Raw genomic sequence first — 17,711 nt, forward strand, 5'->3', positions numbered from 1 at the left:
GAACGAAAAATAGGGCGTTTCGGCTTTTAGAAGTTAGTTTGACCGAACCGAATTCTGTACGGTTTTTCCCCCTTGTCTACTTTCCTTCCTTGTCCGCCTTGTCTTGTCCCAACCATAAAATAAAAAACCTACACCTGTCAGGATGGGGGAGGGGATTACCAATGAACCATGAACCATCTAACCATCAACCATGAACTATCAACCATCAACCATCAACAAAGGACGAATGACAAATGACAAAGGACAAATGACTAAACCCACCTTCCATTATCACGTCGCTATGCCTCAACCTCAATCTCATCTGTTTGAGGTGACGCTACAGGTGAATGGTTGGTCGGAATCGCTGCTAGATTTAAAAATGCCCGTCTGGACTCCGGGTTCTTATCTAGTGCGGGAGTATGCCAAACACCTACAGGATTTCCGAGTTGAGACTGGAAACCAGCCCTTACCCTGGAATAAACAGAGTAAAAATCACTGGCAGGTTCAAACTGGAGACGCCTCAACCATCGTTGTCCGCTACCGCGTCTTTGCCAATGAATTATCAGTACGCACCAATCACCTAGATGCCACTCACGGCTATTTTAATGGGGCGGCATTATTCCTGTTTGTCCCGGGTTTTGAGCAACAGCCGATTCAGGTGACGATTGTACCCCCTAAATCCGATTGGCAGACAACCACACCCTTACCCCCTGTTGATGGTGCTGAGAATACCTTTGAGGCAAGTGATTTTGACACCTTAGTCGATAGTCCCTTTGAAATTGGCACACAACAGGTTTACGACTTTGAAGTTCTGGGTAAACCGCATCAACTGGCAATTTGGGGACAGGGAAATGCTGATCCCCAACGGATTATTGCCGATACGACGAAAATTATCGAGACAGAAGCCGAGTTATATGGGGGATTACCCTACGAACGGTATTTGTTTTTACTGCATTTATCGTCCACAGGCTTTGGCGGTTTAGAACATAAAACCTCTTGTTCCTTAAATTATCCCCGTTTCGGGTTCCGGGCGAAAGATAAATACAATCGCTTCATGCAATTAGTCGCCCATGAGTTCTTTCACCTGTGGAATGTTAAGCGGATTCGCCCCAAAGTCTTAGAACGGTTTAACTATGAACAAGAAAGCTTTACCACATCCCTGTGGTTTTGTGAAGGGACAACCAGTTACTATGATTTAGTCCTCCCCTTACGGGCAAAGATTTACGACAGTAAGACCTTTTTAGAGGGATTAGGTAAAGAAATTACCCGGATGCAACTGATCCCAGGGCGTTTGGTGCAACCCCTGAGTGAGTCCAGTTTTGATGCTTGGATTAAGTTATATCGCCGGGATGCCAATAGTGATAATAGTCAGATCTCCTATTATCTCAAAGGCGAAATGGTATCCTTATTACTGGATTTGCTGGTGCGATCGCGTCATGGCAATCAGCGTTCCCTTGATGATGTGATGCAGCGGATGTGGCAAGAGTTTGGTGCCAAGGAGGTTGGCTTTACGCCTCAACAACTGCAAGAGGTGTTGGAGTCTGTCGCTGATACGGATTTGAGCGACTTCTTCCGCCGCTACATTGAGGGGACAGAAGAATTGCCCTTCGATGAGTATCTCGAACCCTTTGGCTTAAAACTCAAGGCAGTAGAAGATGAGGACTCTAAACCTTATTTAGGGGTAATTGTCAAGAGTGAAAATGGGCAAGAGGTCGTTAAATTTGTCAACGCCACCTCTCCGGCGGGAATAGCTGGGGTAGATGCAGGGGATCAATTACTGGCAATAGACGGTTGGCGAGTCAGTGCCGATCAATTATGCGATCGCCTTAAAGATTACCATCCCGGTGACACAATTCAGGTAACCGTGTTCCATCAAGACGAACTTTGTACCTTACCCGTTACCCTAGGCGAATCCCAACCCACCCGCTACCAAGTTGTGCAGCTTGAGAATCCCTCGGAGACTCAAAAGCAGAATTTAGCCGGGTGGTTGAACACCAAGGAGGATTAAGCGCATACCCAGCAACCGTAGGGGCGCAAAGACTTGCGCCCGGTTTAAACGTCAAATCTATTCCACAATTTTAGCTGTGTCAGTCCGCCATCGTGCGTTAGCGTAGCGTAACGCACCATTGCCACCATATATGATGTACCTGCGTAAGTCCTGAATAGTGAAACCCGCCCCTACGCCTAAATCGATGTGCTAGTCCCTGGCAAAATCACTGACCTGTAGTAAAATCGATAACCATACCTTCCCGCAGCCTTGACTGTCTAGTTTAAAAATGCATAAATTTCTGCCAATCGCTTACTTTCAAAACCAATTTCTTCCCTTCGATGATGCCAAAATTTCCATTGCTACCCATGCGCTGCATTATGGGACAGGCGCTTTTGGCGGATTGCGGGGGATTCCTGACCCCCAAAACCCCGAACAAATTCTCTTGTTTCGTTTAGACCGCCATTGTAAACGATTAAGTGATAGTGCCAAATATTTACATTACGACTTACCCGCAGATAAAATCAAAACTATAATTGTAGATTTCGTCAAAAAAAATCAAGTTAAAACCTCGTTTTATATCCGACCCTTTATTTATACGTCCGATTTGGGAATTGCCCCCAGACTGCATAAGATTGAAAAGGACTTTTTCGTCTATGGATTAGAACTGGGTGATTATTTATCCCCAGAAGGAGTAAGCTGTCGGATTAGTTCCTGGTATCGTCAAGCGGATCACAGTTTACCCTTGAGAGGTAAAATTAGTGGCGCCTATATCACATCATCTCTAGCAAAGACAGAGGCGGTAGAATCTGGATTTGATGAAGCATTATTAATGAATGCTCAGGGAAAAATCTGTGAAGCCTCCGGGATGAATATATTTATGGTGCGGAATGGGCAACTGATTACGCCGGGATATGACCAAGATATTTTAGAAGGAATCACCAGAGATAGTATCCTGACGCTGGCAAAGGATTTAGGTATCCCCACAATCGAACGCCCTGTAGATAAATCGGAGTTATTTATTGCCGATGAAGCATTTTTAAGTGGAACGGCGGCTAAAATTACTCCAATTAAACGGATTGAGAATTATGAATTATCGAAAACGCGACCCATCACAGAGAAACTGAGAGATAAAATTACGGCAATTACGGAAAATCGCGATCCAAATTATCAAGATTGGGTGTATGTTGTTCCTCTAGAGTAGAGTAAACGTTCCAGTCGGTTGGGTAGAGCGTAAGCGAAACCCAACCGACTAAGCCCCTGGCGTTGGATGATGGAAAAATAAGACTCAGCCCAATCTAAACCGACAACGGTTATAGGCTTCCATCTGGCTTGTGTCTAACCCAATGGGACTCGTTAACCTAGAGTAGTATGAAACAACTTTCGTTATTTGAAACCGATAATACTATACCCCAATCCTCCTACTTACATCTTGAGGGTGAAATTCCGATCGATCTCCCCGAAGATTCCCTAATTTCTTTACAACGAAAACAACCTCTCAAAATTCATTCCCTTGGTTTTCAACCTGCCAAATCCATTCCGGAAATCCCGCATTGGTTTTTAAGCAAGTATGGTACAGAACAATGTAAAATATTAGAACCTTTTGCCGGTTCAGGAACAACAATTATTGAAACTTTATTACAAGGTGCATCAATTTATTGGCTTGACTATCATCCTTTAAGTCGCCTTATCTGTCGCGTTAAAACCCATGTATACGATGGAGCCGAGATTCTCGACTATGCCGAGCAAATACTGCAAAATGCTTATACAGTAAAACATCCATTAGAAACCATCAATTTCGCCAATAAAGATTTTTGGTTTCAAAAATCTGTCCAAGCTGGATTAGAAAGTCTCCGAACGCAAATTTTTCAAGTTCCGGAAGCGATACAACCTTTATTTTGGCTGGTTTTTGCTTCGACAGTCCGCAAAACATCTGATATGAATGATGGCATGATTCTCGCCGCAAAACGAGCGAATATCAAAGAAATTCCCCAGCGTTCTCGCGAAGATGTTTATCGGTATTTTAAAGACTATCTTGATAAAGCTTTAGAAGCAATTGGGGAATGGCAGTTTGTTTTGAATAACTCGTTTGAAAATGCCATAGAATTGAATTCAAAAACAGCTATTAATCTTACAGGCGATTGGCGTTGTGATGCCGTTATTACTTCGCCGCCTTATATTAATGCAATTGATTACGTTTGGGCGTCTAAGTTTGAGTTACATTGGTTGGGTTTAGTGAGCAATGATCGCGCCAGACTTGATTTATATACTCAAGAAATTGGCACAGAAAGAATTCCCAGAAAAGAGTATTGCCAATTGGGAAAAACCGGAAATTCCTATCTAGATGATTTGATTGCTGACATTTACCACGGTACGCAATATCAAGCGAGTAAAGGACAAAATCAGCTTCGAGCAAGAGTTGTTTATCAATACTGCATGGATATGAAGGAGCATTTTTTAAGCTGCTTCAATCATCTTAATTCAGGTGGCTATTATTGCTTTGCAATTGGCGATATTAGTAAAATTTGCGGCGTTGAGATTCCAGTGGCTAAACTTTTAACGAAAATAGCTGAAGAAATTGACTTTGTCAAACTATTTCAATTTCATTTATTGCTAAAAAATCGCCGATTAAATTTACCTAGAAATGTAAATTGGGCAGGAACAATTAAACATGATACCGTTGTTGTATTGCAAAAAAGCAAAACATGACTCAAGAACATTTAGATGGTTTGCTAGAGCAGATTTTAAATCAATATCATGTAAGATGATAGGTGATCGAACTTGACTGAATGTAAACATTATTGAATTAAAAATTTAAGTTTAATTAAAATTAATTTAGAATCAATACAATTAACTGAAAAAACCAAAAAATGATTTTAAGGTTAAGCAAACGGACGAATTAAGTTAACTTGATTCGTCTCAACGTTTTTTAGGAGAAAGCCGATGATAAATTTTAAATCATTATTAACGACGTTGATGGGCGGGAAGAGTCTCCCCAGAGGATTAGACAACACCGCCTCAGAATCAACCTTTATTGAAGATGATGATGCAGGACAACTAATTTCATCCGCTCAAGGTCTAATCGCAGTGCCAATGATTGACACAATTGAGGGTAGTTTGTTTAGTCCGGCAGATATCGATCTCTACCAACTTGAATCTGAACGTCAAGCATTTTTAAAATTTAGTGTTGCTCAAAATCCCTTATTATCGGTATCATCTTTATCATCTTTGTCCTTATTTTTATTTGACGAAATGGGCAAAGGGCTAGCAGCAGGAATTGGAGAAGTTGGGTTCAATTTTTCTGAAAACGAGACGTTCTATTTAGGTATAAGCGATGGTCTTAATCCACTGAATGATGCCGGAGAGGTGCTGTTATCACCAGAAGGAGAGGTAAATACAGGAACTTTGACAGGTTGGCAAGATCCGGGAATTGTAATTCCTATATTTACTCATTATAAAATAGCAATAGAAATCGAAACACAGGCGGTTTCTGAACCTTTGACAATTGAAGGTCAGGGTGTAGCTTAGGCAACAGTAAACATTTGACGCTTGTTATTATTTCTGAGTACAGCGGACAGAAATTATGTCCAGGTACTGATTGGCACGAAGACATTACTCTTTTCCCCGATACCATCGCGCCAGTTTTTCAGGAGAAACTCTCCAAAAATACCCCAAAATAATAAGCTGGTTAATTAGAGTGGTTTTGATGATACCTAACCGTTTCCATCGTCGTCCTGATGTCAGAACCGATTCTGAAACAATCGTAATCTGTCCCTGAGGTTGCAAGCGACGAATGAATTTAAAATCTTCCATAATTGGCAAATTTGGAAAACCACCTATATCATGGAAAACAGTCGCTTTTAAAAAGATAGCTTGGTCGCCATAAGGCATCGAAAAAAAACGCGATCGCCAATTTACCAGTCGTTCAATGAGGCGCAAGCCAAACTGTTGAGAATCAATGCGTAATTCAAACGCCCCTGCAATGATTTGGGGTTCTTGTAGCGCTTGGCGGATTAAACAATCAAAGTTTGCTGGTAAACGAGTATCGGCGTGGAGAAATAGAAGAATATCACCCGTCGCCCTCGCTGCACCCGCATTCATTTGACAGGCGCGACCGGGTGGGGTAGAAATAACCTGGACATTTCGCGATCGCGCCACACTGACGGTTTCATCTTGACTCGCCCCATCTACCACAATAACCTCCACATTGTCAGTATTAACCAGTCTATCTAAGACTGAACCAATCGTATTCGCTTCATTTAAAACGGGAATAATAACTGAAATTGTTTCGGTTTTCATTACATTAGAGTTTCTGCCCTAATCCCCATTGTCAATCAATTTCCACCCGAAAGCGAATCAATCCCACATTATTGGGAGCGGTGCTAGAAATATCGCCTAAATCGACAACCACAGCGCCATTGGGATTGTTGGTTTCAGCACAAGGCGTTGATACCGGATTGAGAGGCGGAAAAAATGTCCCCGAATCTTGATCCGATGCATTACTTTGGGGTGTCGGTGTCCCATCTTGATTTAACACAATTCCGCTCCCTTGTCTAAAACTATCTGAGATAAACGTTGTCCCTTGAGGAATCAGATCACAAACATCGACACCATTAACCACTGTGCCACCATTTGACAGGAAATAGATTGTATATTCCACAGTATCACCACTTTCTAAACGTCTATCAGGACTAATCATCGGAACCCCTAAAAGCCCTCCCCCCGGTAGCTGAGACCAGCCAATCGCGTTATCATCCGGATCAGTGGGATCGTCTACAACCGTATCAAAGTTAATGCCTTCGATCACTTGTCCATCTCTCCTCACCTCAGTAATCCGTTTCACTAGAAGCAAGTGTGGTTCTCCAGCCAAAAATACCTCAGCACTGTCTCGATCATTCCCAGGATTCGGATCATCTTGATCTAAAGCACTAATCACCGCCGTGTTAGTAACGGAACCGGGAATATCCCCAGTGGCATTAATCTGTAACATAGCCTCATTACCATTGGCTAGATTCCCCACTGACCAAATTCCGGTGCGGCGATTGTATGAACCTTGAGACGTTTCTGCCGATCTAAAGGTTATCTCAGGGGGTAAGGGTTCCGTCACCGCCACATCAGTCGCGTCATTCGTATCATTATTGGTCAGAGTAATGGTATACGTTATTTCGTCTCCCACATTGGCTTGGTTTGGGCGTGCGGTTTTGCTCAAGCCGAGGTCAACGAATTGCAAGGGAATCGTCACACTATCTTGGTCATCCTCGCCAGCAATGCTGTTTCCTGGGGTAGAATCTGGGTCAGGTCGATCTGAGGCTATAACTTGCGATCGATTGACGACGGTTTCAGTCGTGGTTAAGGTTGCCTGAATTTGCAACATGGCGCTACTTTCGTTATCCAGAGTGCCCACAGTCCAGACGCCCGTTTGGTTATCATAGCTTCCCTGGCTGGGTGTTGCTGAAACAAAGCTCAATCCGGCTGGTAAGGAGTCCCTAACTTGCACATCAGTTGTGGCGAGAGGTCCATCATTGGTTACGGTGATGGAGATGGTTACATTGTCCCCCGGTTCGGGATTATCAGGGGTTGTTGTTTTAGTTAGGCTCAAGTCGGCGGTTCGTTCGATGGGGGTTTGAACCGTATCGGTATTGTTATCCGGATTGGGATCGGTTACGTCATCTCCTATGGAATCACCGGGTCCGAGGGGAACTGTGGCGGTATTGGTTAAGGTTCCGGAAGCCGTTCTCGATAGAGTGCCGATTACCCTATAAGTAGCGGTAGCCTCCGGGTCGAGCGTGACGGTTGTATCAATCGCATTACCTGTACCATTTGCCGCACCGCAACTCCCGCTACCGTCAGTAATTGCACAAGTCCACCTGACATCAGTAATCGTGTCGGGAATATCATCCCTTACCGTTGCCCCCATGACATCATTGGGACCATTATTGGTTACAGTGATCTCGAAGTCAATCGTATCATTGGCAACCACTCGGTCTGAACGAATCCGTTTTTCAATTGCCAAGTCTGCTTCTGCAATGACAATAGCATCGGTAAAGGTAAAATCCTGAGACGGTAAAAACGCCCAAGTGTCAATACCCCTAACATCGCCAAAGCAAGTTTCTTCACTACTCGAATCAGAACAACCATAGCGATGAGCGCCATTACTGCTGTTGATTCCTTCTAGACCCACTCCATTGATTGAGGCATCTAGGGGATCAGGAGGAATGCCAGGTCCACTAAAACGGCTATCGTCATAGTAAACGGTAAAATCTGGACTGTTTTGACCATTCAGCCGTTCCAGGATAATCCCATTGGGACTCGCTTCCACATCTAAAAACGGAAAATGGACTTGAGCCGCAAACAGATTGATGCGAACCCGGAATCCCTGAAGTCCGCCTGGTATGGGGTTATCATTCCCATCTAAACCATCCCAAACCACTTGATTTTCCCCTTCAGTCACTCGACCCGTGATGATTCTGTCTCGGATTGAGCCGTCATCGTTTCCGAATATGCCATCGCCATTTAAGTCAATGACAACTCTGTAACTACCCGCCTGTGTCGCTGTGAACCGAAAGATACCACCACCCGGCGAGGCGGCTTGACCTCGCGTACTGTCCTCACCGATAAACCTAAAATTGCTCACGTCCCCAGGAGCCATCGGTTCTAGGGGAGTTCCGAGAATTCCGGGTTCAGGTCGGTTAAAGAAAATTCTGTGAGTTCGGTCATCACCAGTATCGGGATTGCGTAATGGATTTTGGAAGTCAGGGGGTGGATCTAGGGGAACAGAAGAGAAGAATGGGTTGCCATTGGGTTGTCTAAATCCTTTATTGTTTGAGAAGAAGATAAATCCAAAGGGTTCTGTACCATTCAAGTCAATGCGGTAAACATAACCTGCTTCGGTCAAGATGTAGGCTTCGGAACTCAGGGGTACGTCTAAATCCCCCATATTCAGTGCCAGAAAATTGGCAAAGGCGCGACCTTTAATGGGTCTATCCTCGTCGGCTACGGTGACATCCCAAGCGGTTACGAAGTTATCATTATCATCTTGTGGAGACCAATCCTCGTCGGCAGCAATAGGCTCTGGGTTGACTGTACTCGAAGGATCAGGACTAACAAAGTCAATTTGCCAAACCCCAGTTTGATCGACGTCCTCGATACAAGGGGTGTAACCCCCAGAAAAAAGAGTATTCGGTCCTATTTCTTCTTCTGCACGATTTTCAATCTTACCCGTGTCGTCGCAACTACCAGATGCACCACTGGGTTTTGTGTAATCAATCCTACCCCGACCGACGCCCACAGCACTGGAACCCAAGTAGAGTGTCTCACCTGCCTTAGCATAAACCAGAATCGTCGTTTGGCGCTGTATTGGTCCTGTATCCAGAGAGTCTTCGCGATAGTCCAAAAACGGGCGAAAGCCACCACTGGAGGTTAATTCCCGGCTTCCTTCAGCCTGAACTGGAGGAGTGAAAAGACTACAGATGCACAAGGAAAGAGCAAGGCTACTGATTACCCTACTAAAGAATTGAGTTTTCAGGTTATTCACAATCTACCATTTAAGTTTCAACAGTCATAAGAGGTGGCGCAGACAACGCCGACTAGGAACGGTAAATCTACCCCTAGCGTCGATTTGCAGGGGTAGGGAAAAGTTAACCGAACAGGGCAGACTTACACCGGGCAAAAGCCCGATAAATTCCTCGTATTCCTATGATTTCGCTCAATTCGCGCTAAAGCGCTAAAAATAACGCGATAGGGGCTAATCTAATCACACTTTGAGGGTAAAAAAATCAGTCTCTCGATAGATACAAAATATTCTCTTTCGGCAAAATAATAGGTTGTTCTCACCTGCCCAAATCCTCGGGACGGTCAATATCATGGAGTATGGGCAGAGATGCGATCGCTAATCCCAAGCGCTCGGTAATTTCTACGGTTTGTTGTCTGACTTGCGAGGTTCCCCAATGAATTCCCACGAAGAGTTCAGGAATTAACCGCCGCAAACCAATCAGATAATATCCCCCATCTTGGGCAGGTCCTAATACTAAATCCTGCGTTTCCAGCCATTTAAATGCCTCAGCGATTATTTGAGGGTTTAAATCGGGGCAATCTGTACCAATAATCACCACACCTTTCATTTCCGCCGCAAACGATTTCTCAAATGCCGATACCATGCGCTCGCCTAAATCTCCCTCACCTTGTTGATGGTAAATCACATCAGCACCTAACCAAGCTTGCATTAGTTGTTGATTCCCCCCAGCAAAATGAATTTCTACAGATACAGGATGAAATGCTTGCAGTTTTTTGGCTTTAGCCAGGGTATTTTCTGTCATCTGGCGTTGCAGGTTTGCCGCACCTTCCTCCCCCAGAGCGGGAATCATACGTGTTTTGGTTTTTCCTGGTTCGGGATAGCGGGTGAAAATAATTAGAGATTCTTTTACAGTAGCTGGAGTCATTCGATTAAACTGATGTGCATCTAAATAAACGATAGTGAAATCGTTGTCAGGGCTGTGAGGTGTAGGGTATGCCAATTAAATGCATAACCGTTTCAGAGCTTACGCTTTCTTGGCATCTAAATCACCATTTGTAGGGACACGATACTATCCATGCATGTCAACTTAAGGTGAGAACTAATACTGGCAAGTGTTTCACCCTCATCCCCTAACCCCTTCTCCCATCAAGGGAGAAGGGGAACCGGAATGATTAATGATAAAAGATGTAGCTGCCTATGTCTGGAATATAACACCTTTCTTCCTCCCCTCTCCCTAGGGTGGGAGAGGGGCTGGGGGTGAGGGGGTTGTGGCTTAAGTTGACACCAATGGATACTATCGTACCCCTACAAATGGTGACTTATTGAATTTAGAGACATGGTATAGTGATTCAGTCAACATCAGATTCGTGAGCTTCTTCCCAAATCTCCCAGCCTTCTTTAATCAAATAAAACACGATAATAAATCCAGCAAACGGATCAGCTTGCCAGAAGCCAAACCAGTAATTTCCTGCTAACCCTAAAAATAATGCCACTGAAAGAAAGGAACAGACCAAGGTTTCTTTAGCATCGGCAATCAATGCCCGACTATTGAGTTGTTTGCCAACTTTGTTTTTTTGCCATGCCAACAGAGGCATAATAATCAACGAAAGGATAGCGAGAATAATCCCCAGCAATGATGGCTCTGGGGCGTCTTGGTTAATTAACTTTCTCAGCGACTCAAATCCAATATATCCAGCCATCAAGAAAAATGTAATTGCCACAAACTGGGTAGCTTGTCGCTCAATTTTGGCTTCAGCTTCCGGTGTTAGCTTTTGATGCTGGCTGAGACGCCAAATTAAAATACATCCTGATAAGGATTCAACAATACTATCGAGTCCAAATCCAATTAATGCAATACTATTATTAATCGCGCCTAAAAGAATAGAAGCAATGGCTTCAAGAATGTTATAGCCAACGGTAAAATATTCTAAATAAAGTCCTTTTTTATAAACCTTACTCATTAAAAAATACCTCAGCAGGATTGGTGGGGTTAGTTGATAGGTTCGATACAAGATATGATTAATAACATTTTTCCCTGTATGCCAGGTTGGGATTAGGGCGGGTTTCGTTGTGCAGTTTGAGGTTGGTTAACTCATTTTAACCCTAAACCCGATCCTACATCTTTGGCGTGCGATCGCGCCGGAAAATCCGGTTGGTTTTGTTGTCCGGTTTTCGGTTAATCTATCAATCTGGTATTGTGGCATAAAATCCCCTGTAGGGGCGGGTTTAGGACTAAAATTACCCGAGAAACCAATAATGTTTCTACAAAACCCGCCCTTCCCCACCTTCATGAAGAGTCCCCTACAGGTAGCAACTGTGCCTGAAAGAAAGCGTAAATTCTGCCCTAATTTTTGCCGAACTTAAACCTTAACCTTGGCACTCATGTCTAACATGCGCTGAATCGGTTGTAACGCCGCAATCCGAATGTGTTCGGGTAAGGTAATTTCCGGCTGGCGCTGCTTCATCGCTAGATAAAGTTTTTCCAGCGTATTTAACCGCATGTAGGGACATTCATTGCAGTTACAATTATTCGTGGCAGGCGCTGGAATAAAGCGCTTATCGGGCATTTGCTTTTGCATTTGGTGAATAATTCCCGGTTCTGTCGCCACAATAAACTTGGAACGGGGACTGGTTTGCGAATACTTTAATAGCGCAGTGGTTGAGCCAATATAGCTGGCGTGACGTAATACTGGAGGTTCGCATTCGGGATGAGCAATTACCTCGGCATCAGGATGTTCAATCTGGAGTTGAACAATTCTTTTTTCTGAGAAGGTTTCGTGAACAATACAGCTTCCTTGCCACAGGAGTAAATCCCGACCTGTCTGCTGCATTACATAGCGTCCTAAATTCCGATCTGGGGCAAAAATAATCGGTTGATCTGGGGGAATTTGCTGGACAATATCGACGGCGTTGGAACTGGTGCAAATAATGTCGCTCATCGCCTTAATTTCGGCGGAGCAGTTGATATAAGAGATGACCAAATGGTCAGGGTATTCTGCCTTAAACTGGGCAAATGCATCCGGGGGACAACTATCAGCCAGAGAGCAACCTGCCTCTAAATCGGGTAGAAGAACAAGTTTGTCAGGATTGAGAATTTTGGCAGTTTCTGCCATGAAATGAACACCCGCGAAGACAATAACATCTGCATCTGTATCAGCAGCTTGGCGGGAAAGTCCTAAAGAATCGCCAATATAATCGGCAATATCCTGAATATCTGGGTCTTGGTAGTAGTGGGCAAGGATAACGGCGTTGAGTTCCCGCTTGAGGGTGTCAATGGCGTCAAATAGGTCATCAGGGATTGACCCAAAGGGTTGTTTCGTTTGAGGCAGTACGGTTGTAAACAATGTTGTAAATTACCCGGAATATATACCTTCCAAATTAATTATAGTGAATTTTACCAAAAATAGCAGGGGTGATGTCATTCTTTCTTGACGAATTGGTCATTTGTCCTTTGTCATTTGTCATTCGTCGGGGGATTGCGCTGTGGCGACTAACTGGGCAAAGTCCTGTAACGCTTCCCCATATTGCTCTCCAGCCACCCAGAACAGATCATTATGACTTGCACCCTCTACCCAGAAGGAGCGTTTCGGTTCAGGGGCGGCGGCAAATAGGCGTTTTCCGTGGGAGAGGGAAATCGTTTCATCGGCGGTTCCATGGATGACTAAGACGGGACAGTTTACCTGGGTAATCTTATCCAGGTTGGGGAATTTGTCAAAGGGTAAAATCGGGATGGGTAGCACGACGCGAAAGGCTGAGGTGAACGAACTTTCGAGGATTAAACCTGCCAACGGGTGACGGGCGGCTAAATCTACGGCTGAACCGCCGCCAACAGAACGTCCATAGGCGATAATTTGTTCGGGGGGTACTCCCAGTTGCTCTTTTAAATAGGTAAAGGCGGTGTCACTATCGCGATAGGCATTACGTTCAGAGGGACTTCCCTGACTTGTGCCATAGCCGCGATAATCGTAGGCAAAGACGCTAAATCCGAGACTGTGCAGATGGTGCAGCAGGGGCTGAATCTCGCCGATGTCTTCGGCATTCCCGTGAATATAGAGGATAGTATAGGTAGCTGTCGGATTGGGCAAGTAAACGGCGGAAATCTGGAGATCATCAGCCGTCGTCACTTTGAGAATGTCAGGGGTGTCTGGGTAGCTGGAGGGGCGAGGTAGGAAAATCATCCGATCTGCCATAAAGAAGACGTATACGGCAAAGAAGACGTAAATGAAAATTAGCGATCGCACCAGTCGTTTCCAGCTAAACTCACCTAAGAGCCGTCGTTTGAGAGTTTCTTGATCCATAGCGTTGATTAGGGCGCGATCAGAAGTTGTACACTTAGCTTTGCTGCTTTCTTGAGGACATGACATGGCTTTAGAGTATCCAGAAGACTTAAAGTATCTAGACAGCCACGAGTATGTACGACTCGATGGGGAAATTGCCACGATTGGGATTAGTGCCTTTGCCATCGATCAGTTAGGTGATATTGTGTTCATCGAACTGCCTGATGTAAATAGTGCTTTAGAAAAAGGGGAAACCTTTGGCACGATTGAATCGGTGAAAGCCGTTGAGGATATGTATGCCCCGGTTACGGGAACGGTGATTGAACGCAACGATGCTGTCGTGGAATCGCCCGAACAGATTGCTGAAGATCCTTACGGTGAAGGATGGTTTCTGAAAGTGCGAGTCAATGATGCCGATGAATTGGAAGACACCTTGTCGGCGGCTGAATATCAGGCTCAGGTTGAGGGAGAGGAGTAAGCAGGGGGAGCAATGTAGAGACGTAGCATGCTACGTCTGGGAGCAGGGGAAGCTGGGGAAGCGAATTAACAAATGACGAATGACGAATGACAAATGACGAATAACAGCACAATTGTGAATGGTTTGTTAAAAAATAATAAGGAGTCGCGCTGACTCTAGCGGCTTGATGCACCAAAATCCTTGAATCAATCGGTTTGATATGGCTAACTCAAATGTCTCAGTTAATCCAGACACAACCCTCAATGGCTTCTCCAGTGATTCTCAGCCCACTCTTTCTGCGGCAGCGGATCATCTCATATCAACCGATTCTTTTACTAAACGGCATATTGGTGTCAATGCTGAAGATGTAGCGCAAATGCTGGATGTTTTGGGTTACTCCAGCCTGGATGAATTGATTGATGTCGCGGTTCCCTCCACCATTCGGTTAAATCATCCCCTAAACTTACCCCCCGCCCAAAGTGAAAAAGCTGCCCTTGCCCACCTTCGGGACATTGCCTCAAAGAATCAGGTGTTTCGCTCGTTCATTGGTATGGGGTATCACGACTGTATCACCCCACCCGTGATCCAGCGGAATATTCTGGAAAATCCGGGTTGGTATACCGCCTACACCCCCTATCAAGCTGAAATTGCTCAAGGGCGACTGGAGGCGTTGTTGAACTTTCAAACCCTAATTATTGATTTAACGGGTTTAGATATCGCCAATTCGTCGTTACTGGATGAAGGCACAGCAGCGGCGGAAGCGATGAGTATGAGTTATGGCTTGTGCAAAACCAAAGCCAATGCCTTCTTTGTGTCTCAGGATTGCCATCCGCAAACGATTCAGGTGGTGCAAACCCGGGCGAAACCGTTGGGAATTGAGATTATTGTTGGGGATCATCAGACGCTTGACTTTGAGTCGCCAATTTTTGGGGCATTACTGCAATATCCGGCTACCGATGGCACGATTTACGATTATCGGGAGTTTGTTAACCAGGTACATGAGGCGGGCGGTTTAGTTACCGTCGCGGCTGATCCGTTAAGTCTCACCCTGCTCACACCCCCAGGTGAATTCGGTGCAGATATTGCTGTAGGAACGACGCAACGCTTTGGTGTACCCCTGGGATACGGTGGACCCCATGCAGCATATTTTGCTACCCGTGAGGCATATAAACGGCAGGTTCCGGGGCGAATTGTGGGGGTGTCTAAGGATGCCCAAGGCAAACCCGCTTTGCGCCTTGCCTTACAAACCCGGGAACAGCATATCCGGCGGGATAAAGCCACGAGTAATATTTGTACCGCCCAAGTCTTGCTGGCGGTAATTGCCAGTATGTATGCGGTTTATCATGGACCAGAGGGGCTTAAGCAAATTGCCCAGCGTGTGCATCGGTTAACGGTGATATTGGCAGCCGGGTTGGAACGCTTGGGTTATAACATTAGCTCACAACCCTTCTTTGATACGGTGCGGGTTGAGTTCGATAGCCAGGAAATCGGCGATATTCTCAAGGCGGCGCAAGCCAAGGGGATGAATCTGCGGGTGTTGGATGAGAGTGCGATCGCGATTACTCTGGATGAAGTGACAACGTTCCAAGATGTGGTGACTCTCCTGGATATTTTCGGATCAGTTGGTGTTGAAGGCATTGATTCCCTACCGTTTCCTGTGGATTCCCTGCTGAAACGAGAGGTTGACGGGTTTGAACCGCCTTTTGCCCGCACCAGTGCTTATCTGACTGACCCAGTTTTTCACCGTTATCATTCAGAAACTGAGTTATTGCGCTATCTTCATCGTCTCCAAGCCAAAGATTTATCCCTCACCACCTCAATGATTCCCTTGGGGTCTTGTACGATGAAACTCAATGGCACCGCTGAGATGATGCCGATTACCTGGGCGGAATTTAGCCAGATTCATCCCTTCGCCCCCTTGTCTCAAACTCAGGGCTATCAGCTTTTATTCCAGCAGCTTGAGGCGTGGTTGGCAGAAATTACTGGATTTGCCGGGATTTCCTTACAACCCAATGCGGGGGCGCAAGGAGAATATGCAGGATTACTGGTGATTCGGCAGTATCACGAACATCGGGGTGAGGGACATCGCCAGATTTGTTTGATTCCCCAATCTGCCCATGGGACTAATCCGGCGAGTGCGGTTATGGCAGGATTAAAGGTGGTTGCTGTTACCTGTGATGACCAAGGAAATATTGATTTAGATGATTTGAAGGCAAAGGCAGAAAAGCACAGCCAGAATTTAGCCGCGTTGATGGTGACGTATCCGTCTACCCATGGCGTTTTTGAGGAAGACATTCGCGAAATTTGCGATACGATTCATGCTCATGGTGGACAGGTGTATCTGGATGGGGCGAATATGAATGCCCAAGTGGGATTGTGTCGTCCTGGGGATTATGGGGCGGATGTTTGCCATTTAAATTTACACAAAACCTTTTGTATTCCCCATGGAGGCGGGGGTCCGGGAATGGGACCGATTGGGGTACAGTCGCATTTAGTGCCATTTTTGCCGGATGTGTCGTTTGTGAAAGGTTATGGATCAGTAACCAATAATGACTCCGTTGGCGTTGTGGCGTCAGCCCCTTGGGGAAGTGCCAGTATTTTACCGATTTCTTGGATGTATATCGCGTTAATGGGGGCAGATGGGTTAACCCAAGCGACGAAGGTGGCGATTCTGAATGCGAATTATATTGCCCATCGCTTAGCGCCTTATTATCCGATTCTGTATCAAGGGAAATCGGGTTTGGTGGCGCATGAATGTATTTTAGATTTGCGGGGCTTGAAAAAGTCTGCCGGGATTGAGGTGGATGATATTGCCAAGCGGTTAATGGATTATGGGTTCCATGCGCCAACGGTTTCTTGGCCCGTTGCGGGGACAATGATGGTGGAACCCACCGAAAGTGAGTCGAAGGAAGAGTTGGATCGATTCTGTGATGCGATGATTGGGATTCGCCGCGAGGTTAAGGCGATTGAGTCAGGGGAAGTTGATCAGGAGAATAATCTGCTGAAAAATGCCCCCCATACGGCAGAGGTGTTAATTGCTGGAGAATGGAATCGCCCCTATTCTCGCGAACAAGCGGCTTATCCGGCACCGTGGACAAAGGAACACAAGTTCTGGACAGCAGTAGGGCGGATTAACAATGCCTTTGGCGATCGCAATCTGGTTTGTTCTTGTGTGGGTATGGAAGCATATAGCCAAGATTAATTGGGGATTCCCCAGAAGGGCGGGTTTAGTCAAGTTATCAGTTTGGTGCAAAATGTTATCTGTCAAACCCGCCCCTACACCCAGACGCGCCATGGCACGTCTCTACATTGCTCCCCCAGCTTCCCCAGCTCCCCCAGCTCCCCCAGCTCCCCCAGCCTGACAGGTGTAGGTTTTTTATTTTAGGGTTGGGACAAGACAAGGAGGACAAGGAAGGAAAGAAGACAAGGGGGGAAAACCGTACAGAATTCGGTTCGGTCAAACTAACTTCTAAAAGCCGAAACGCCCTATTTTTCGTT

General features: G+C 45.5%; 12 protein-coding genes. 6 read left to right on the forward strand and 6 right to left on the reverse strand.

Annotation, left to right across the window (positions count from 1 at the left end; translation table 11 throughout):
* Positions 1-226 precede the first annotated feature (226 nt).
* From RIG66_RS02060 to RIG66_RS02075, 4 genes are all read left to right on the forward strand, one after another.
* Positions 227-1,987 (forward strand): M61 family metallopeptidase, encoded by a 1,761-nt coding sequence (locus RIG66_RS02060; RefSeq protein WP_446374737.1) that lies wholly within the window; start codon positions 227-229, stop codon positions 1,985-1,987.
* 268 nt (positions 1,988-2,255) lie between these two features.
* Positions 2,256-3,170 (forward strand): branched-chain amino acid transaminase, encoded by a 915-nt coding sequence (locus RIG66_RS02065; protein WP_446374739.1) that lies wholly within the window; start codon positions 2,256-2,258, stop codon positions 3,168-3,170.
* A gap of 167 nt (positions 3,171-3,337) precedes the next feature.
* On the forward strand, positions 3,338-4,675 hold the full coding sequence (locus tag RIG66_RS02070; protein WP_446374741.1) for a DNA methylase: 1,338 nt from the start codon (positions 3,338-3,340) through the stop codon (positions 4,673-4,675).
* A 234-nt stretch (positions 4,676-4,909) separates the two neighbouring features.
* Entirely contained in the window at positions 4,910-5,494 is a 585-nt protein-coding gene (locus RIG66_RS02075) for a hypothetical protein (protein WP_446374743.1), read from the forward strand.
* Between the two features lie 84 nt (positions 5,495-5,578).
* Here RIG66_RS02075 and RIG66_RS02080 read toward each other — a convergent pair whose 3' ends face one another.
* From RIG66_RS02080 to RIG66_RS02105, 6 genes are all read right to left on the reverse strand, one after another.
* The gene (locus RIG66_RS02080; protein WP_446374745.1) at positions 5,579-6,265 is read right to left on the reverse strand and encodes a TIGR04283 family arsenosugar biosynthesis glycosyltransferase; all 687 of its coding nucleotides are present in this window, start codon (positions 6,263-6,265) and stop codon (positions 5,579-5,581) included.
* Between the two features lie 31 nt (positions 6,266-6,296).
* Entirely contained in the window at positions 6,297-9,500 is a 3,204-nt protein-coding gene (locus RIG66_RS02085; protein ID WP_446374747.1) for a hypothetical protein, read from the reverse strand.
* A gap of 295 nt (positions 9,501-9,795) precedes the next feature.
* Positions 9,796-10,404: a TIGR04282 family arsenosugar biosynthesis glycosyltransferase gene (locus RIG66_RS02090; RefSeq protein ID WP_446374749.1), complete on the reverse strand. Its 609-nt coding sequence runs from the start codon at positions 10,402-10,404 to the stop codon at positions 9,796-9,798.
* Positions 10,405-10,828: 424 nt separating this feature from the next.
* A complete protein-coding gene (locus tag RIG66_RS02095; protein ID WP_446374751.1) occupies positions 10,829-11,440 on the reverse strand; it encodes a cation diffusion facilitator family transporter in 612 nt (203 codons plus the stop codon).
* 399 nt (positions 11,441-11,839) lie between these two features.
* The gene (gene nadA / locus RIG66_RS02100) at positions 11,840-12,823 is read right to left on the reverse strand and encodes a quinolinate synthase NadA (protein ID WP_446374753.1); all 984 of its coding nucleotides are present in this window, start codon (positions 12,821-12,823) and stop codon (positions 11,840-11,842) included.
* A gap of 117 nt (positions 12,824-12,940) precedes the next feature.
* Entirely contained in the window at positions 12,941-13,777 is an 837-nt protein-coding gene (locus tag RIG66_RS02105) for an alpha/beta hydrolase (RefSeq protein WP_446374755.1), read from the reverse strand.
* 64 nt (positions 13,778-13,841) lie between these two features.
* On the opposite strand from RIG66_RS02105, the gene gcvH reads away from it, so the two are divergent.
* Positions 13,842-14,234 carry a glycine cleavage system protein GcvH gene (gene gcvH / locus RIG66_RS02110; protein WP_446374757.1) on the forward strand — a complete coding sequence of 131 codons (393 nt, stop codon included), beginning with the start codon at positions 13,842-13,844 and terminating at the stop codon, positions 14,232-14,234.
* 199 nt (positions 14,235-14,433) lie between these two features.
* A complete protein-coding gene (gene gcvP, locus RIG66_RS02115; RefSeq protein ID WP_446374759.1) occupies positions 14,434-17,415 on the forward strand; it encodes an aminomethyl-transferring glycine dehydrogenase in 2,982 nt (993 codons plus the stop codon).
* Positions 17,416-17,711 lie beyond the last annotated feature (296 nt).

Origin of the sequence: Coleofasciculus sp. E2-BRE-01 (assembly GCF_040221695.1) — a bacterium.
Classification (GTDB): Bacteria; Cyanobacteriota; Cyanobacteriia; order Cyanobacteriales; family Coleofasciculaceae; genus Coleofasciculus.